This is a genomic window from Paenibacillus sp. NAIST15-1 (assembly GCF_001894745.1).
GTDB lineage: Bacteria > Bacillota > Bacilli > Paenibacillales > Paenibacillaceae > Paenibacillus_B > Paenibacillus_B suaedae.
This window is the reverse complement of record NZ_BBYF01000004.1, coordinates 151,987-169,820: the sequence shown is the minus strand read 5'-3', so window position 1 is coordinate 169,820 and position 17,834 is coordinate 151,987. Positions and strand designations below refer to the sequence as shown.

Genomic DNA, 17,834 nt, shown 5'->3' with positions numbered 1-17,834 from the left:
GGCATGTACGGCTGTTCAAAGTAGGAATATCAGTTCAAATCATCACGTATTGAGATGAAAAGCAACGAGAGTAAAAGGCGGAGGGACACGAAATATGGGTAAACTGGTCATTTGCGATCATCCACTGATTCAACACAAATTGACATTGATTCGAGACAAAAAGACAACGACGAAGGACTTCCGCGAGCTCGTGGACGAAGTAGCAACTTTGATGGCGTATGAGATTACACGTGAACTGCCATTGCAAACGGTGACAGTCGAAACGCCAGTTGCCGAAACAGAGAGCAAAATGATCGCTGGCCGCATGCTGGGACTAATCCCTATTTTGCGTGCTGGACTAGGTATGGTAGAAGGCGTTGTAAAGCTGATTCCAGGTGCGAAGATCGGACATGTGGGCTTGTTCCGCGATCCTGAGACGCTTCAACCGGTTGAGTACTATACGAAGCTTCCTACAGACGTGACTGAGCGTCAATTGATCGTTATTGATCCAATGCTTGCTACAGGCGGATCGGCGATTGCGGCTATTGACGTGCTGAAGAAGCGCAGCTGCACGCAAATTAAATTGATGTGCCTCATTGCAGCGCCGGAAGGTGTCAAGGCTGTTCAAGAAGCACATCCGGACATCGACATTTATTTGGCGGCATTGGACGAGCGTCTGGACGATCACGGCTATATTGTTCCAGGTTTGGGTGACGCCGGCGACCGCTTGTTCGGCACAAAGTAGAAGAATTCGCTTTTGATCACGAAGCAACTCAAGAGGCAATTCGGCATCGAATCTTGCATTCACTCTCGATGAACTTATGCTTACGAAGTATGTTTCCTGCGGAAACATTTTATCTGCTCATGTAGTCTTTGTCTGCACTCTGCTGCTCCTTACAAGTTTTGCTCGGCAAAACTCGCTTCGGAAGCTCGGCTTCGAGTTCTTGCAACCTTCTCGGTGCTGAAAAGCGATCTTTTTGAGGTTAAAAAAATGATTTTAGAGCCAATAATGTATTGACTATTATGCAAGAAGAAAGACGGAGGATAAGACTATGTCCAAAGTGAAAGTAATGACGGTATTCGGTGTTCGTCCAGAAGCAATTAAGATGGCGCCGCTTATTCTGGAATTACAGAAGCATCCGGAACACATCGAATCCATCGTATGCGTCACGGCCCAACATCGTCAGATGTTGGACCAGGTGCTCGATGTGTTCAATATTAAGCCAGACTATGATCTGGACATTATGCAGGCGCGTCAGACGCTGAATGATATTTCCGTGCGTGTCCTTCAAGGATTGGAGCCTGTATTGCGTGAAGCGAAGCCAGATATTGTGCTTGTACATGGTGACACATTGACGACGTTCCTTGCCAGCTACGCGGCATTCATGCAGCAGATTAAGGTAGGGCACGTTGAAGCGGGACTTCGTACATGGAATAAGCTTTCTCCGTTCCCGGAAGAAATGAATCGCCAATTGACAGGCGTTTTGGCTGATTTGCACTTTGCGCCTACCGATTGGTCGGCAAGCAATTTGCGTAAAGAAAATAAGCAAGATGCATCGATATTTGTCACAGGCAACACGGTTACAGATGTGTTTCAATATACAGTACGATCTGACTACAAGCATGAGGTGCTCGATTGGGCGCAAGGCAAACGTCTAGTATTGATGACTGCACATCGCCGCGAATCACAAGGTGAGCCGCATCGCAACATTTTCCGTGCTGTTCGCCGTATTGCAGACGAATTTGAAGACATCGCTATCGTATATCCGGTACATCCAAGTCCGGCTGTACGTGAACCGGCTCATGAGATGCTGGGAGATCACCCACGCATTAAGCTGATAGAACCGCTTGATGTGGTTGACCTCCACAACTTCTATCCGCACACGCACCTCATCCTTACCGATTCAGGCGGTCTTCAGGAGGAAGCACCGTCATTTGGCATACCTGTGCTTGTCCTCCGCGAAACTACCGAACGACCGGAAGGCATTGATGCAGGAACACTGGAATTGGTCGGCACGGATGAAGAGAAAGTGTACGCGCGAGCGAAGGCGCTGTTGTCGGACGAAACGACATATGCACGCATGAGCAAGGCTGCAAACCCTTATGGGGATGGCAAAGCGTCCCAAAGGATCGTCAGTGCGATTCTTCACAGTTTTGGGGTTCAAGAAGAGCGCCCGGAGCCATTTCACACAAAGTTCACAAATTGATAGATGACACTCTTCTATGAGGGAAGGCACCAGCATACAGTGATACTGTACGGTTTACGCGGATTTTCAAAGCTTGAAAGCGAATGTATATCGTTTTCATCCTTGTTGTTACGCGGTTTTTATCAATTGACAAAGACTCGTAATCTTAAGTAAAATGAATGGGAATTATAGGCTATGAAAATGTCGAATCGTAACGATCGCCCATGGCTGGTCGCCCTCTCTATTAGTGGAGCGGGTGTCTTGCTTGCCTTGTACATACTCTTAGGCTTTTACGCGGGGAAGTGGATCGCGAATGCGTCTAATGGGTCCAAGCTCTGGCTTGGAGTAGGGAGTATCGTCGGGCTATGCCTTGGCATCGTCAATATCATCTACTTAGTAAAGAAGTTCATGGGGGAACAAAATGAATGATATGGCTTCCATGGTTCGTGCCGTTACGAGAGTAACGCTCCTCTTGTTGTCTGCGTTCATCCTCGGTTGGGCTGTAGCGCCGGAATACCGGATATATACGGCTGGACTGACACTGGGAACTGCGGCAGGGCTGGCTTATGCTCACTATTTGTCTATCAAAGTTAGACAGATTGCAGAGATGGCTGCTAGTCAAGAGAAGAGGCGGTACAGCTTTGGATTTGTAACTCGGATGTGCATTGTACTCTTGGCAGTCATGTTCGCCATTAAGTTCGAACAGCACATATCCCTTGTGGCGACAATTGTCGGATTTTTCATTACTCAGTTATTGTCGATTTTCGTTAGTATAATTTGGGCAAGCAAAAAGAAAGTGTAAGCAGTCTATTGGAAAGGGGTGAACACATTTATGCACTCAGCACCGATTATCGAGGTTATGGGACTGCACCTGGATTTGTCCATCATCTTCACGCTACTTCTTAGCGGAATCATTACCTTTATTATTGCCCGGCTCGCTGTTCGCAATCTTTCGGTTGAAAAGCCTTCCAAGATGCAGAACTTCTTGGAGTGGGTTGTCGAATTCGTGCACGGCATTATCGGTAGTGCGATGCCGCTGAAGAAGGGGAAGGCATTCATCTCATTAGGGATGACGCTTATCTTGTTTATTTTCGTATCTAACGTACTAGGATTGCCGTTCGCAGTGATTACCGAAGCGCACCATCCGGTGTCTATCTTCGGTCACGAGATTGTAGCAACTAGTCAGGCGGCATTCGATGAGCTTGCAGCTAAGGGTAAACCTGAACACGTCCACTTGTTGTGGTATAAGTCGCCAACGGCTGACGTATCCGTAACATTCGGTCTGGCGTTCTTGGTTTTCATTCTCGTGAACTACCTAGGCCTCAAGAACAATCGGAAGCACTACTTGAAGCACTATATCGAGCCATTCCCAATCTTCCTTCCATTGAACATCGTGGAGAACTTGGCGAAGCCAATTGCGCTTGGTATCCGGTTGTACGCGAACATCTTCGCGGGTGAGGTACTGATATCCACGCTCATTGGAGCAGGGGTATTCGGTCTACCATTCCTCGCGGCATGGCAAGGCTTCAGTATATTTATCGGCGCGCTCCAAGCCTTCATCTTCACGATGTTGACAATGGTATACATCGCGCAGGCATCTGTACATGAAGAACATTAACAAACTCTGCCGAGACCCATACTCGTATGGGCAACTTCGGGTGAGACATATAAACAAAGCAATTCAATAATACATGAATTTTGAGGAGGACTTTTCTAATGAATTTGATCGCAGCAGCAATTGCAGTAGGTTTGGGCGCTTTGGGCGCAGGTCTTGGTAACGGTATGATCGTTAGCCGCACAGTTGAGTCGATTGCTCGTCAACCAGAAGCTCGTAACATGTTGCAAACGACAATGTTTATCGGTGTTGGTATCGTCGAGGTTATTCCGCTCGCCGCTACAGTTATCGCGTTCTTGGCAATGTTCTCTTAATGAATAGACAAACGGTTTGGCGGGGAAGGCCGATGCCATCCGCGCCTTCGTTTTGTTAGCACGTCATGTTAACGGAAAGGAGTGACTGTAGTGAGTTTTGTTTGGGAAAATTTCGTGTGGGCGATCCTTGCTTTCTTAATCCTATATTTCTTACTTCAAAAGTACGCGTTCGGACCATTGTTCGACGTGATGGAGAAACGCCGCGAGCTCGTGCAGCAGCAATTGGATGAAGCGGCGAATAGCCGTTCACAGGCACAAGTATACGTAGAAGAACAGAAGGAAGCTCTTGCTACAGCGCGCAAAGATGCGTATGACATCATCGAGCAAGCGAAACAAACGAGCGTTCGTCAAGCAGACGAGATTATCGGCGGCGCGAAGAGCGAGGCTGTTCGTCTGAAGGAAGAAGCAGCTCGCGATATCGAGAGCGAGAAGAACAAGGCAGTTGCCGCTCTTCGCGAAGAAGTGGGCAACATGTCCGTGGCAATCGCATCGAAGATCTTGGAGAAGCAAGTTGACGAGAAAGATCAAGAGCAATTGGTCGGCCAATACCTGAAAGAGGTAGGAGGCAAACAATGAGCCAGAACATCGTAATCGCCAAGCGTTATGCCAAAGCGTTGTTCGAACTTGCTCAGGAGCGTCAACTGGTCTCAGAAACGGAACAGCAGTTGAAAGATACTGCGGAATTGGTGAAAGCCAATCATGAATTGTACCTTATTCTGACGTCGCCGAATATTGGTCATGCCGAGAAGTCAGCAGTACTTAGCAAAGTACTGGACGGTCACGTATCTGATATCGTGTTGAACATGGTTCAGCTGCTTATCGAACGTGGGCGCATTGACGCACTACGCGAGATCGCGGACAGCTATGTTCGCATTGCTGGCGAAGCGCTCGGCGTCCTGGATGCAACAGTGACATCCGCTTATCCGCTTGATGAATCGGAGAAGGAAGCTGTCGCTGCTGAATTCGGTCAGAAACTAGGCAAGACGATTCGCGTTCATAACGTTGTTGACGCAGCCGTAATCGGAGGCTTGCAAGTCCGCATTCGGGATCACCTGTATGACGGCAGCTTGTCCGGCAAGTTGGAACGCCTAAATAGATCATTGAAATCGCAAGCGCAGTAGTTCTTATCGAGACTGTTCAAGAAGTCCGTTTTTGAACACTCATTTACTATTTAGCACGGAAGAATGGGGTGAAGCGAGTTGAGCATCAGACCTGATGAAATCAGTACACTGATTAAAAGTCAAATCGAACAATATAAATCGGAGATCGAAGTGGCGGAAGTCGGTACGGTCATTAATGTTGGTGACGGTATTGCCCGTGTACACGGACTAGAGCAATGTATGTCCGGCGAGTTGCTCGAATTCTCTAACGGCGTTATGGGTATGGCCCTCAACTTGGAGGAGAATAACGTTGGTATCGTAATTCTTGGACCTTACAAAGACATTCGCGAAGGTGACCAAGTAAAGCGTACAGGCCGCATCATGGAAGTTCCAGTCGGTGAAGCGCTGCTTGGACGCGTTGTCAATCCGCTCGGCCAGCCAGTAGACGGCAAAGGCCCAATCGCTACGACGGAATTCCGTCCAGTCGAATCCAATGCACCAGGCGTTATCGACCGTAAATCGGTACATGAGCCGATGCAAACGGGTATTAAAGCGATTGACTCCATGGTTCCAATCGGCCGCGGTCAGCGTGAGCTGATCATCGGTGACCGTCAAACAGGTAAGACAACGATCGCAATCGATACGATCATTAACCAAAAAGGCAACGGCGTGAAATGTATTTACGTCGCAATCGGCCAAAAGCAATCTACAGTTGCACAAGTTGTAGAAACACTTCGTCGTCATGGCGCATTGGAGTACACGATCGTGGTTACAGCATCGGCATCCGAGCCAGCACCGCTTCTGTTCTTGGCTCCATATGCAGGCGTCTCCATGGGCGAGTACTTCATGTACAAAGGCGAGCACGTGCTCGTAATCTATGATGACTTGTCGAAGCAAGCTGCGGCTTACCGCGAATTGTCCTTGCTCCTTCGCCGTCCTCCAGGCCGTGAGGCATATCCTGGTGACGTATTCTACTTGCACTCCCGCTTGCTGGAGCGCGCTGCGAAGCTGAGCGACGAGAATGGCGGCGGTTCTTTGACTGCATTGCCATTTATCGAAACACAAGCATCTGACGTTTCGGCTTACATTCCGACGAACGTAATCTCGATTACCGACGGACAAATTTTCTTGGAAGCTGACCTGTTCTATTCCGGTCAACGTCCAGCGATTAACGTAGGTATTTCCGTATCCCGTGTTGGTGGTTCCGCACAGATCAAGGCGATGAAGAAGGTAGCAGGTACACTTCGTCTCGACTTGGCACAATATCGTGAATTGCAAGCCTTCTCCCAATTCGGATCCGATTTGGATAAGTCAACGCTTGCCCGCTTGAACCGTGGTGAGCGCTTGATGGAAATTCTGAAGCAAGGTGTCAACCAGCCGCTTCCAGTAGAGAAGCAAGTTGTCAGCTTGTATATAGCGACGAGAGGGCACCTGGATGAAATTCCAGTTGCAGATATTCAACGCTTCGAGAATGAATTCCATGCTTACTTGGCAAGTAACCAAGATAGCATCTACCAATCGATCAGCGATACGAAAGACTTGGTAAAAGAAAACGAAGACGCACTGGTTGAAGCGGTAACGAAATTCAAAAAGAGCTTCGCCGTGTCCGTGTAATAGATAGAAGTTGACTGCAACTGGGAAGCCTCAGGGCTCCCGGTGCGCATTCGAAGAAGTCCGCTTTGCCCTGCGCAAAGCGCTAAAGGCAGGTGAGATGGAAGTGGCTAAAGGAATTCTCGAGATTAAGCGCCAGATCAAGAGCGTGCAGAGCACGAAGCAGATCACGAAGGCGATGGAGATGGTTGGTGCGGCGAAGCTGCGCCGCGCACAATCGAAGGCTGAGGCAGCTCGTCCTTATGCGGATAAGCTGAAGGAGGTCGTCTCCAGCATTGCGGCTGGTACGCAAGGGATTTCCCACCCGATGCTAGAGAAGCGTCCTGTGAAGAAGACGGGATATCTCGTTATCACATCCGACGGTGGCTTGAAGGGCGGCTACAATGCCAACGTGCTTCGTAAGGTCATGGTGACGATGCAGGAAAACAAGCTGACGAAGGATGATATCGTATTATTCGTCATCGGACGCAAGGGTCGTGATTACTTCCGCAGAAGAGGATTTAATATCGTGGAGGCTGTTACGGAGTTGCCGGACACGCCTACATTTGCAGATATTAAGTCTATCGCATACAACGCCGTGAAATATTTCGAAGAGCACAAGTATGATGAACTGATTCTGTTCTATAACGAATTCGTGAACGCAATCACACAGGTGCCGGTAGAGAAAAAACTCTTGCCGCTTGATGATGAAGCGTTTAACGGTCCAGTAACATCGTATGAATATGAGCCTTCTGCTGAAGAAGTGCTCGGGCAGTTGCTGCCGAAGTATGCGGAGACACTCATTTACAGTGCGCTCCTCGATGCGAAGGCAAGTGAGTTCGGCGCGCAGATGACCGCGATGGGCAGTGCGACGAAGAACGCAACGAAGATGATCAACTCGCTGACGCTCGTGTACAACCGTGCACGCCAAGCGGCGATTACGCAGGAAATTTCGGAAATTGTAGCAGGGGCAAACGCTCAGGCTTAATCGGAAATGCATGTTTGACAGTAGGAGGGAACGAGATGAGTAAAGGACGCGTGATTAGCGTAATGGGTCCGGTTGTCGACATTGAGTTCGAACGTGGACAACTGCCTGAAATTTTGAACGCGATCAAGATTGAGCAGAAGTCGACAACTGCCGGCGCGCCTGACATCAACTTGACGTTGGAAGCATCGGTTCACTTGGGTGACAACGTAGTTCGCTGCGTTGCGATGTCTTCTACAGACGGCTTGATTCGCGGCATGGAAGCGTCAGATCTTGGCGCTCCAATTACAGTACCGGTAGGCGAAGTGACGTTGGGTCGTGTATTCAACGTGCTTGGAGAAGCAATTGATAATGCGGGCGAGGTTGTGAAAGAAACAGTTAGCCCGATTCATAAAGAAGCTCCTAAGTTTGACGAGCTTTCCACGCAAGCGGAAATTCTCGAAACAGGGATCAAAGTAATCGACTTGTTGGCTCCTTATGTGAAGGGCGGTAAGATCGGTCTGTTCGGCGGTGCTGGCGTAGGTAAGACGGTAACGATCCAGGAGCTGATCAACAACATCGCACAGGAGCACGGCGGTATTTCCGTATTTGCAGGTGTCGGCGAGCGTACGCGCGAAGGTAACGACTTGTACCATGAAATGAAGGATTCCGGCGTTATCAGCAAAACGGCGATGGTATTCGGTCAGATGAATGAGCCGCCAGGAGCACGTTTGCGCGTTGCCTTGACGGGTCTGACAATGGCTGAACATTTCCGTGATGAAGAAGGCAAGGACGTTCTCTTGTTCATCGATAACATCTTCCGCTTTACACAAGCGGGTTCCGAAGTATCCGCCTTGCTCGGCCGCATGCCTTCCGCGGTAGGTTACCAACCTACATTGGCTACGGAAATGGGTCAGTTGCAAGAACGTATTACTTCAACGAAAAAAGGTTCTGTTACATCCATCCAGGCGATCTACGTTCCTGCGGATGACTACACAGACCCGGCTCCAGCTACGACGTTTGCTCACTTGGATGCAACGACGAACTTGGAGCGTAAAATTTCCGAGATGGGTATCTTCCCTGCGGTTGATCCGCTTGCATCCTCATCCCGGATCTTGGCACCAGACATTGTAGGTGAAGAGCACTATCATGTCGCACAAGGTGTTAAGCGCCTCTTGCAGCGCTATAAAGAGCTTCAAGATATTATCGCAATCCTTGGTATGGACGAGTTGTCCGAAGAAGATAAGTTGACGGTTGCGCGCGCGCGCAAAATTCAACGCTTCTTGTCTCAACCGTTCCACGTTGCGGAACAATTTACGGGTCTTGCTGGTAAATACGTACCTGTTAAAGAAACAGTACGCAGCTTCAAGGAAATCCTGGACGGCAAGCATGATGACCTTCCAGAAGCAGCCTTCTTGTACGTTGGTACAATCGAAGAAGCTGTGGAAAAAGCAAAGACGCTGTAAGCGGCTTGACGTGAAACGGGCTGTCTATTGCTAAGGCATGGACAGAACGGAAGGAGGAAACCGCAGTTGAGCACCTTTTTGTTGGAAATCGTTACACCGGAGCACAAAGTGTTCGAACAGCAGGTGGACATGATTAGCGTCAAGGGCGTCGAAGGAGATCTCGGTATTTTGGCGAACCATATTCCGATGGTTACGCCGCTTCGCATTGGTCCAATGAAGATCAAAGAAGGCGGCAAGGAGCATTGGATTGCGGTTCATGGCGGATTTGTTGAAGTACGTAAGGACAAAGTCGTTGTGCTTGCAGAAAGCGCGGAAATGCCGGAAGACATCGATGTGGAACGTGCCAAGGCAGCGAAAGCCCGGGCGGAGCAACGTCTGGCGATGGCTGCACGGAGCAAGCAGGATTCCCTGGACTTCCGTCGTGCGGAATTGTCGCTCCAACGTGCCGTGACGCGGATTAAAGTCTCGCAAAAAGAATGGTAATCATGATATAAATCGAAGAAGAGCTGTTCCAGAACCCCTCAGGTTTTGGAACAGCTCTTTTTTCATAAGGATTATTTTTTCATCATTCATATGAACTTGATTATGGCTTCAACATAACCTCAGCCTCAGAGCGCTTCGTATGCATGCTGTAGAAGGCTTCTCCGACCAATTGTGGGTCAAAGGAGGTATTGGGCTGGACGAAGCCGCAGACGGTCAATGTGCCAGCATAGAGACCGTATTGCTTGAACTCATCATGTAGGCTGAGGGCAAGGCTGCGCAGACCAGATTTCCCGACACCGAGAGATGCCAGTGATGCTGTCGGCTGCAGTGCTTGTCCACCACCCGTCAGCAGGTATGAACCTGTACCGCGTGTTTTCATGCCCGGAAGAATACATTGGGCAGTCGTCAACGCTCCTACTACGTTTACCTTGAAGTCTTCGATCATATCAGAAGGCTGTACTTCAGAGGGAAGTCCAGGTGCATGGGCGGAGGCGTTGTATACGACGGCCTCAGGCGTGCCGTACTCTGTTTCAAGTGCTGACAGTGTTTGACGAATAGCAGTTTCGTCGCTAGTAAGTGCGACAGCCCCTGTCGCTTCAATATTCATATCATGCAGGATGTCTTTCATTTGCTCTAGCGTATCTGCTTCTCGCGTAATGAGAACAGGAAGGTAACCACGTTGTCCAAATGACTTGGCAATGCCAAGTCCGATGCCGCAGCCGGCGCCGACGATCCAAATCATCGGTTGTGTCATATTATCGTTCAACCCCTTGTTGTATGATCCGATGTATGGATATTGTAAACCGAATATGTAGCAGAGTTCAAAACCATTTTTCACATAACCCGTCATTCATCGGAAAATAAATTTTGGAAAATATCATTTTATTGCTTGACGCATGTACGGGGTCTGATTATAATAAAGACAGTTAATATTGATAATCATTCTCAAATGAAGGTTATCAATTAACCTCATCAAGTGTACGTTCGGGAAGGCTGCTTCTTGAACCGTCACATCAAGTGAAATATCCTTCTTCTTGGTTCTTTTGATTTTCAGTAGGTTGGTTAATTGTAGGTAGTTTCCTCATCCTCCGTGAGCTGTGGCCGGATCGCAGCTCTCTTTTTTTTGCCCTCATTTCCACGCCCAGCTAAATGGATGGTCACTGCTCAATAGAGTGAATCTAGGTTAGGGCTGAGCTGAATTGAAAATGAGCTATATGAGTTGAATATAAGTTGGATATAAGTTGACTGTAACTTGTACTGGAATACGTCGAAGCTGGCCCGTGGAATACGGGCATTCATTGGCCCCTTTTTTGATCTGAGGATCAGAAAGGGGCTTTATTGTTTCTCTGTTTTTACTTTTGTAATGAACGAATCAAAAAGGAAAATCGTACTAACTACAGATTCGCAATAAGGAGGAATTTGTAATGAGAAAAAGATTCCCTAGGATACTTGCACTAACCCTTGCGCTGTCGATGATTGTTCCGTCAGCAGTAATGGCGTCCCCAACAGGCAATAGTAATGTCGCAGCAGTCACTCAGAGACTAGAACAGATCGCGGCGGAGAAAGCTGCTCTTCTCACTGAAATGGGGACAGTCAGTGTACAATATGCACTGATTGACAACGGCAAGATTACGGTGTCCGGCCAGGCTGGCATCAACGATAGAGAAGGGAAGAAGCCGTTGACCAAGGATACGATGTATGGCATCGGCTCAACGAGCAAAGTGTTCACGGCCGCAGCCGTCATGAAGCTGGCAGACGAGGGAAAGATTGACCTCGATGCGCCCTTGATCGACTATATTCCTGACTTCACAATGAAGGATGAACGGTACAAGCAGATTACTCCGCGCATGCTGCTAAACCATTCCTCCGGCCTGCAAGGCACCAGCATGGGAAACGCCTTCCTGTTCGAGGATAATGACACTTACTCGCATGATACGCTGTTGAAACAATTATCAACACAAAGCTTAAAAGCGAACCCAGGCGCGTTTTCTGTTTACTGTAACGATGGCTTCACATTGGCTGAGATTCTGGTAGAGAGAGTTAGCGGCATGAGCTTTACAGCATTTATACACAACAATTTTACGGAACCATTGAAGTTGAGCCATACGAAGACATCGCAGGACGTACTGGAACAAGACAAGTTGGCGGGGCTCTATTTCCCTTTCTACCCAGGTCAGCTTCCTAATGAAACTGTGAATATGATTGGTACAGGGGGGATATACTCCACGGCGGAAGATTTGGTGCGATTCTCGCAACTCTTTACAGGTGAGACGAAGGGTATCCTCTCTGATAAAGCGGTGCAGGCGATGGCAAATGAGGAATACAGGAAAGGTTTATGGCCAGAAGATACAGACAATAGTTTCAACTACGGACTCGGCTGGGACAGCGTGAAGCTGTTTCCATTCAATGAATATGGCATGAAGGGATTAGCCAAAGGCGGCGATACGATGCTGTATCATGCTTCCCTCGTAGTGCTTCCAGAACAGAAGATGGCGGCAGCAGTGTTGACTTCTGGCGGTTCAAGCATGACAAATGAGATGCTGGCGAACGACTTGCTGCTGCAAGCGCTGAAGGAGAAGGGGGCAATTAAAACGATAAAACCGGAGAAATCCTTCGGCAAGCCGGTAAAGGCGGGAATGCCTGCTGAGGTGGCGAATCAGGCTGGTTATTATGGTACTAGAAATCAGCAAGTGAAGGTTGAGATCAAGAAGGACGGTGAACTGACTTTGCCGTTAATGACTCTCATTGACCATTCGAAAGAAAAGTATGTGTACACATCGGATGGAAGCTTCATCAATGAGAATGGAACTTCCAAGGTCAGTTTTGTAACCGAGAAGAATGGCCGCACATACATCTGGGTGAGAGAATATATGACAATGCCAGGTCTGGGACAGTTTGTACTGTCGCACTATGCAGCAGAAAAATTGGAAGAGAACAAGCTCTCTAAGGAGACTGCTGAGACTTGGGAGAAGCGAAAAGGCATTACGTTCTATCAAGTAAACGAGAAATATACCTCCATTCTGTATTTCTTGATGAAACCTACGATACAAATAGCCCTTACTGATGAACTGCCAGGTTATCTAGGGGACAAAAAAATTACAGGTTCAAACACGGCCGAAAGCGAGCTTAATATTCCGGGCATGCTGGGCGGTCGGGATCTGGCGGAATCCAGATTCTTCTCTCAAGACGGAGTCGAATACATGGAGGAAGCCGGCAAATTGTATATCAGCGGTGCGAACGTTAATCCCCTCTATGCAGGAAAAAGTTCAACTGCCACGCTGCAAGCGAACGGGCACGCCAGATGGTATACAGTTCCGGATGCAGCTGCAGGCAAGACGATGACTGTTGCGCTACCGGCGAAGGGTGGATTCGTGGTCTATAACGAGCAAGGCCTACCAGTTAACTTTACAGTTGTCAGCGGCAAAAACGAAGTGACGCTGCCTAAGAATGGCACAATCGTCTTTGCTGGTACACCGGGCTCGGAATTTGGCATTACATTGAAATAAACCAAACGATAGATAATGGAACGGCGACAGCAGCATGCATGCGATAGTTGAAGTAAGCTGAGCCGCTTCTTGGATCTGCTAATCTGAAGTGCACTCTTCATAGTAGTCATTGGGTAGACAGCTCTGTGTCATATCTAATGAATGTCTATAAGGAGTGCATTTTTGGTTTTTACAAAATATATTCCATAGCTCTGCCAGTGGTCGCATTCAGTGAGAGGAAAGAAGCATATCTGCAGATTGGTTACTCTCCTGAGACTCCAGAGCTGCTCGAGCTCCCAGATGTTCATAAAACATTCACCAGCTGATCTTCTATCGTTCTGCTTATGTGAATATGTATATAACCAAAACCGAACAACTTTTCATAAAACTGTCCAAAAGGTGGTATTAATTGCATAGACGGAGTTGGTAGGTTTTGTTATAATTGTGGCGGGTTTATTACAAAATTCTCTATTTTTTTGCAAAATGGCAGTTGCTGCGGCGGAGGGGATGACTTTTGGAACAGTACATCAACAATTACGTCATTGTGGCCATTTTTATTGCACTCGGTATTTTATTGCCGGTTGTCGCACTGACGGTAGGGAGATGGCTTAGACCAAAGAAGCCGACAGATATGAAGCAAACAACTTATGAAAGCGGTAACGAACCTGTTGGTGTCGGACAAGTCCGATTCAACGTACGGTACTATTTGTTTGCGCTCATGTTTGTCATTTTTGATGTCGAAACCGTTTTCTTGTATCCATGGGCGGTTGCATACAATCAGCTTGGATTGTTTGCACTTGTCGAAATGTTGATTTTCGTCGGATTGCTGTTGGTTGGATTAATTTACGCCTGGAAAAAGAAGGTGCTTCAATGGGACTCACTTTAGAATCAATTACGCCGGAAGAACGGCAGGAGTTGGAACGCAATGTGTTCTTTGGCACGCTTGAACAGTTGAAGGCATGGGCTCGTAGTAATTCATTATGGCCGCTTACGTTCGGTCTTGCCTGCTGCGCAATCGAGATGATGGGTACGGGAGCGTCGCACTACGACTTGGATCGCTTCGGCGTTATCTTTCGAACGTCTCCAAGACAATCGGATGTTATGATCGTATCTGGTACAGTCACGAAGAAGATGGGGCCGCTATTGAAGCGTCTGTATGATCAAATGCCTGAGCCGAAATGGGTCATCGCAATGGGATCATGCGCGACGGCTGGAGGGCCGTACGTGAAGTCGTATTCAGTCGTCAAAGGCGTGGATCAGATAGTGCCTGTTGATGTTTATATTCCAGGCTGCCCGCCGAATCCTGCGGCCCTTATCTATGGCATCAACAAGCTGCAAGAGAAAATCCGCTATGAGGCGAAAACCGGAAAGCGGGTGACGAATCGATGAGCGAGGAACAAGAGAAGGACAAGACAGCTGAAGAACAATCCTCTGAGCAACGATCGAAGCAAGAATCAAATACGGAATCTAATTCGATTCCAGAATCAAAATCAGAATCGAATCTAGGTTCGAAACCGGATTTAGATGAAGCAACTGCAAGTGAAGGACACAAGACCGCAGCAGGAGAACAGTCCGAAGTGAAAGCGGATGAACCGCAAGTGCCAGTTCAGGCGGCATCAGATGTGGAGACCGTCCCTGAAGTGCCAGCGCAGAAGCTAGAGACGGTCGAAGGGACAGTAGAAGAGCAGAAGGAAGCGGCAGCACTACAAGATGATCCAGTGGCTCCTGCATCTGCTGAATCCCAGGAGCATGCGGATGCGACGAAGGAGGTTTCCGTTACAGCGGAAACGGAGAAGCCGAAGCGTGCCCCTTTGACGGAAGAGGAGAAGGCTGCGCGAATTCAAGCGGCTGCTGAGGCGCGCGCGGCGCGGGCGAAGGCAGCAGAAGGCGGTAGTGAAACATCGACTACAGCCGATGCAGTAGCTCGTCCACCAAGAGCGCGTGCGAAGGAAGACGGTGCAGGGGATGCTGCGGAGAAGCCAGAACGGCCCGCACGAGCGCCTCGGGCTAAGGCAGACGAAGAACCGCCAAAGCCGAAAGAGCCCTCACCCAAACAGCCAGTTCTTGATCAGCTCATAGCCTTGCTTAAGGCCGAAGTCGCAGAGGATGCGGTTGAAGAGGCGGCTATCAATGAAGTCAATGATCATTTGCCAACGGTAACGGTGAAAAATGAACATTGGCAGGTAGCAGCTCAGCTGCTTCGTGAACATAAAGATTGGTCGTGTGACTATTTGCGTAATTTATCCGGCATTGACCAGGAAACTCATTTAGAAGTAATCTATCATCTTATCAATTTAAGCACGAAAGCAGAGGTTGCTGTTCGTGTAAAGACAGATCGCGAGGTGCCTTCCATCGCATCGGTAACGCCTATATGGCCTACTGCGAACTGGAATGAGCGCGAAGTTTACGACTTGTTGGGCATTTCGTTTCCGGGACATCCCGACTTGCGTCGCATCATGATGCCGGATGACTGGGTTGGACATCCGCTTCGCAAAGACTACGTGCCGTTAGATTCGGAGGTGTAACCCTGTGATTCGTACAGAAGAACTATTGCTTAATGTTGGACCGCAGCACCCGAGTACTCACGGTGTATTCCGCATCGTCGTCAAGATTGATGGCGAGGTGATCAAGGAAGCGACCCCGGTAATGGGATATTTGCACCGCGGAACGGAGAAGCTTGCGGAAAACTTGAACTATACGCAAATTATTCCTTATACCGATCGTATGGATTATGTGTCCGCCATGACGAACAACTATGTACTCGTGCATGCCGTTGAGAAGCTGATGCAGCTGGAAGTTCCGGAGAGAGCAGAGTTTCTCCGACTTATCGTTATGGAATTGCAACGCGTAGCAAGCCATTTGGTATGGTGGGGGACGTATTTGCTTGATATTGGGGCGATGAGCCCGTTCTTATTTGCGTTCCGCGACCGGGAGATCATTATCGATTTGTTCAACGAACTATGCGGGGCACGGCTGACATACAACTACATGCGGGTCGGCGGCGTCAAGTGGGACGCGCCTCCAGGCTGGATCGACAAAGTCCGCGAGTTTGTTCCATACATGCGCAAAAGGCTGGATGAATACAACAAGCTCGTAAGCGGCAACGAAATTTTCCTGACCCGCATTAAAGGAATCGGTACTTATGATGCGGAAACGGCAATCGCATATGGACTTAGCGGTGCCAATCTACGCTGCACGGGAGTGAATTGGGATTTGAGGAAGCAGGAGCCTTACAGCCTGTACGATCGATTCGAATTCGATGTTCCACTTGGAACCCGTGGGGACTGCTATGAACGGTATTTAATTCGTGTTGAAGAGATACGGCAAAGTTTACGCATTTTGGAGCAGGCTGTGGAGCAATTCCCGAACGAGGGAGAGACAATGGGCAAAGTGCCGCGCGTCATACGTCCGCCTGCTGGTGAAGTATACGCTCGTATTGAATCTCCACGCGGAGAGATTGGCTGCTATATCGTATCCAAGGGCAAGGCGGAGCCGTTCCGGTTGAAGTTCCGTCGGCCGTCCTTCGTTAATTTGCAAATACTGCCGAAGCTGCTCGTAGGCGAAACGATGACGAATATGATTACCATACTGGGCGGGATTGATATCGTCGTCGGGGAGGTGGATGCATAGTGGGGGACTTGTTGAATCAGACGCTCACGTGGCAGAATGGTCTAATTTTTATTGCATGGGGAGTTGTTCTTCTTTTCGTCGTCCTTGGCTTCGTAACCTATGCGATTTACTTCGAACGCAAGGTCATCGGCTGGATGCAGCTGCGTCATGGTCCTACACGGGTAGGTCCGCTGGGACTGCTGCAGACGGTTGCTGATATATTGAAACTACTACTCAAGGAAGACACAATACCTCGCAAGGCTGATAAAGCACTATTCATCTTGGCTCCAGTCATCACGTATGTACCGGCATTTGCGGTCATTGCGACGATTCCTTATGCCGCTAATCTAGGCTTTGCTGATCTAAATGTAGGATTGTTATATTATGCCGCATTGTCCAGCATCTCTACCATTGGTATTATTTTAGGAGGGTGGGCGTCCAACAACAAATACTCGCTACTTGGCGGAATGCGCTCAGCGGCGCAAATGATTAGCTATGAAATTCCGCTCGTTATCTCAGTCGCGGGTATAATCATGTTGAACGGATCGCTCAGCTTGCGTACCATTGTAGAAGGGCAAGGGAACTATTTTTGGGAATGGAACTTTATCCCGCAAATCATCGGATTCATTGTCTTTATTATCGCGGGGGTATCCGAGTTGAATCGTACCCCATTTGATTTGCCAGAAGCAGAATCAGAGCTTGTTGCGGGTTATCATGTTGAATATAGTGGCTTCCGATTCGCCTTCTTCATGTTGGCGGAATACGTGTATGTATTCGCACTCTCGGCACTGACGACGGTCTTGTTCCTAGGTGGTTGGCATCCACCGCTCCCGTTCCTCGATTTCATTCCGGGGCTGCTGTGGTTCATCCTGAAATTTTCATTCTGCGTCTTCTTCCTATTCTGGCTGCGTGCAACGATGCCACGTATACGCGTAGACCAATTGATGGGCTTTGGGTGGAAGGTGCTGCTGCCGCTTGCCCTGCTTAACGTCTTCTTGACGGCGTTTTACATCGAAATTTTCAACAAATAGGCTAGGGGTGAG

General features: G+C 48.7%; 19 protein-coding genes. 18 read left to right on the top strand and 1 reads right to left on the bottom strand.

All coding sequences use genetic code 11. The features are described 5' to 3' along the window. The first annotated feature begins 94 nt into the window (after nucleotides 1-94). The 12 genes from upp to PBN151_RS11640 all read left to right on the top strand — a co-directional run bounded on the left by upp (nucleotide 95) and on the right by PBN151_RS11640 (nucleotide 9,697). Entirely contained in the window at nucleotides 95-724 is a 630-nt protein-coding gene (gene upp / locus PBN151_RS11695) for a uracil phosphoribosyltransferase (RefSeq protein ID WP_005544846.1), read from the top strand. A 307-nt stretch (nucleotides 725-1,031) separates the two neighbouring features. Then, complete coding sequence (wecB, locus tag PBN151_RS11690; protein ID WP_021257181.1) at nucleotides 1,032-2,186, top strand: non-hydrolyzing UDP-N-acetylglucosamine 2-epimerase; 1,155 nt, start codon at nucleotides 1,032-1,034, stop codon at nucleotides 2,184-2,186. A gap of 174 nt (nucleotides 2,187-2,360) precedes the next feature. Further along, a complete protein-coding gene (locus tag PBN151_RS11685; protein ID WP_044353145.1) occupies nucleotides 2,361-2,594 on the top strand; it encodes an AtpZ/AtpI family protein in 234 nt (77 codons plus the stop codon). After that, nucleotides 2,587-2,967, top strand: a complete 381-nt coding sequence (locus PBN151_RS11680; protein WP_021257179.1) for an ATP synthase subunit I — start codon at nucleotides 2,587-2,589, stop codon at nucleotides 2,965-2,967. The genes PBN151_RS11685 and PBN151_RS11680 overlap by 8 nt, the downstream gene beginning before the upstream one ends. Nucleotides 2,968-2,997: 30 nt before the next feature. Continuing rightward, entirely contained in the window at nucleotides 2,998-3,783 is a 786-nt protein-coding gene (atpB, locus tag PBN151_RS11675; RefSeq protein WP_021257178.1) for a F0F1 ATP synthase subunit A, read from the top strand. Nucleotides 3,784-3,881: 98 nt separating this feature from the next. Next, nucleotides 3,882-4,094 carry a F0F1 ATP synthase subunit C gene (atpE, locus tag PBN151_RS11670; protein WP_021257177.1) on the top strand — a complete coding sequence of 71 codons (213 nt, stop codon included), beginning with the start codon at nucleotides 3,882-3,884 and terminating at the stop codon, nucleotides 4,092-4,094. Between the two features lie 90 nt (nucleotides 4,095-4,184). Then, nucleotides 4,185-4,670, top strand: a complete 486-nt coding sequence (gene atpF / locus PBN151_RS11665; RefSeq protein ID WP_005544831.1) for a F0F1 ATP synthase subunit B — start codon at nucleotides 4,185-4,187, stop codon at nucleotides 4,668-4,670. Next, nucleotides 4,667-5,215 (top strand): F0F1 ATP synthase subunit delta, encoded by a 549-nt coding sequence (locus PBN151_RS11660; protein ID WP_072729074.1) that lies wholly within the window; start codon nucleotides 4,667-4,669, stop codon nucleotides 5,213-5,215. The genes atpF and PBN151_RS11660 overlap by 4 nt, the downstream gene beginning before the upstream one ends. A gap of 78 nt (nucleotides 5,216-5,293) precedes the next feature. Beyond that, entirely contained in the window at nucleotides 5,294-6,808 is a 1,515-nt protein-coding gene (atpA, locus tag PBN151_RS11655) for a F0F1 ATP synthase subunit alpha (protein WP_021257175.1), read from the top strand. 103 nt (nucleotides 6,809-6,911) lie between these two features. Continuing rightward, a complete protein-coding gene (gene atpG / locus PBN151_RS11650; protein ID WP_028533393.1) occupies nucleotides 6,912-7,772 on the top strand; it encodes an ATP synthase F1 subunit gamma in 861 nt (286 codons plus the stop codon). 35 nt (nucleotides 7,773-7,807) lie between these two features. Next, nucleotides 7,808-9,214 carry a F0F1 ATP synthase subunit beta gene (gene atpD / locus PBN151_RS11645; RefSeq protein ID WP_072729073.1) on the top strand — a complete coding sequence of 469 codons (1,407 nt, stop codon included), beginning with the start codon at nucleotides 7,808-7,810 and terminating at the stop codon, nucleotides 9,212-9,214. A gap of 66 nt (nucleotides 9,215-9,280) precedes the next feature. After that, nucleotides 9,281-9,697 (top strand): F0F1 ATP synthase subunit epsilon, encoded by a 417-nt coding sequence (locus PBN151_RS11640; protein ID WP_005544821.1) that lies wholly within the window; start codon nucleotides 9,281-9,283, stop codon nucleotides 9,695-9,697. A gap of 100 nt (nucleotides 9,698-9,797) precedes the next feature. Here the strand turns inward: PBN151_RS11640 and PBN151_RS11635 are convergent, their stop codons facing one another. Next, nucleotides 9,798-10,451 carry an SDR family NAD(P)-dependent oxidoreductase gene (locus tag PBN151_RS11635; RefSeq protein WP_072729072.1) on the bottom strand — a complete coding sequence of 218 codons (654 nt, stop codon included), beginning with the start codon at nucleotides 10,449-10,451 and terminating at the stop codon, nucleotides 9,798-9,800. A 670-nt stretch (nucleotides 10,452-11,121) separates the two neighbouring features. On the opposite strand from PBN151_RS11635, the gene PBN151_RS11630 reads away from it, so the two are divergent. The 6 genes from PBN151_RS11630 (at nucleotide 11,122) to nuoH (ending at nucleotide 17,822) form a co-directional block, all read left to right on the top strand. Further along, nucleotides 11,122-13,203, top strand: coding sequence for a serine hydrolase domain-containing protein (locus PBN151_RS11630; protein WP_072729071.1), 2,082 nt, complete (start codon nucleotides 11,122-11,124; stop codon nucleotides 13,201-13,203). Nucleotides 13,204-13,696: 493 nt separating this feature from the next. After that, on the top strand, nucleotides 13,697-14,068 hold the full coding sequence (locus PBN151_RS11625) for an NADH-quinone oxidoreductase subunit A (RefSeq protein WP_005544817.1): 372 nt from the start codon (nucleotides 13,697-13,699) through the stop codon (nucleotides 14,066-14,068). After that, on the top strand, nucleotides 14,053-14,571 hold the full coding sequence (locus PBN151_RS11620) for a NuoB/complex I 20 kDa subunit family protein (protein WP_021257170.1): 519 nt from the start codon (nucleotides 14,053-14,055) through the stop codon (nucleotides 14,569-14,571). The genes PBN151_RS11625 and PBN151_RS11620 overlap by 16 nt, the downstream gene beginning before the upstream one ends. Continuing rightward, nucleotides 14,568-15,707: an NADH-quinone oxidoreductase subunit C gene (locus tag PBN151_RS11615; protein WP_083545109.1), complete on the top strand. Its 1,140-nt coding sequence runs from the start codon at nucleotides 14,568-14,570 to the stop codon at nucleotides 15,705-15,707. Before PBN151_RS11620 ends, PBN151_RS11615 begins: the two co-directional genes overlap by 4 nt. A gap of 4 nt (nucleotides 15,708-15,711) precedes the next feature. Further along, nucleotides 15,712-16,812 (top strand): NADH-quinone oxidoreductase subunit D, encoded by a 1,101-nt coding sequence (locus tag PBN151_RS11610; protein ID WP_072729070.1) that lies wholly within the window; start codon nucleotides 15,712-15,714, stop codon nucleotides 16,810-16,812. After that, nucleotides 16,812-17,822 (top strand): NADH-quinone oxidoreductase subunit NuoH, encoded by a 1,011-nt coding sequence (gene nuoH / locus PBN151_RS11605; protein ID WP_021257167.1) that lies wholly within the window; start codon nucleotides 16,812-16,814, stop codon nucleotides 17,820-17,822. The genes PBN151_RS11610 and nuoH overlap by 1 nt, the downstream gene beginning before the upstream one ends. Nucleotides 17,823-17,834 lie beyond the last annotated feature (12 nt).

Excerpts from the sequence above, each read along its gene's own strand:
- PBN151_RS11660 (WP_072729074.1), top strand. The coding sequence starts at position 4,667 with ATGAGCCAGAACATCGTAATCGCCAAGCGTTATGCCAAAGCGTTGTTC.
- PBN151_RS11635 (WP_072729072.1), bottom strand. The coding sequence starts at position 10,451 with ATGACACAACCGATGATTTGGATCGTCGGCGCCGGCTGCGGCATCGGA.
- PBN151_RS11615 (WP_083545109.1), top strand. The coding sequence starts at position 14,568 with ATGAGCGAGGAACAAGAGAAGGACAAGACAGCTGAAGAACAATCCTCT.
- upp (WP_005544846.1), top strand. The coding sequence starts at position 95 with ATGGGTAAACTGGTCATTTGCGATCATCCACTGATTCAACACAAATTG.
- PBN151_RS11685 (WP_044353145.1), top strand. The coding sequence starts at position 2,361 with ATGAAAATGTCGAATCGTAACGATCGCCCATGGCTGGTCGCCCTCTCT.
- atpD (WP_072729073.1), top strand. The coding sequence starts at position 7,808 with ATGAGTAAAGGACGCGTGATTAGCGTAATGGGTCCGGTTGTCGACATT.
- atpE (WP_021257177.1), top strand. The coding sequence starts at position 3,882 with ATGAATTTGATCGCAGCAGCAATTGCAGTAGGTTTGGGCGCTTTGGGC.
- PBN151_RS11620 (WP_021257170.1), top strand. The coding sequence starts at position 14,053 with ATGGGACTCACTTTAGAATCAATTACGCCGGAAGAACGGCAGGAGTTG.
- PBN151_RS11630 (WP_072729071.1), top strand. The coding sequence starts at position 11,122 with ATGAGAAAAAGATTCCCTAGGATACTTGCACTAACCCTTGCGCTGTCG.
- atpB (WP_021257178.1), top strand. The coding sequence starts at position 2,998 with ATGCACTCAGCACCGATTATCGAGGTTATGGGACTGCACCTGGATTTG.
- wecB (WP_021257181.1), top strand. The coding sequence starts at position 1,032 with ATGTCCAAAGTGAAAGTAATGACGGTATTCGGTGTTCGTCCAGAAGCA.
- PBN151_RS11680 (WP_021257179.1), top strand. The coding sequence starts at position 2,587 with ATGAATGATATGGCTTCCATGGTTCGTGCCGTTACGAGAGTAACGCTC.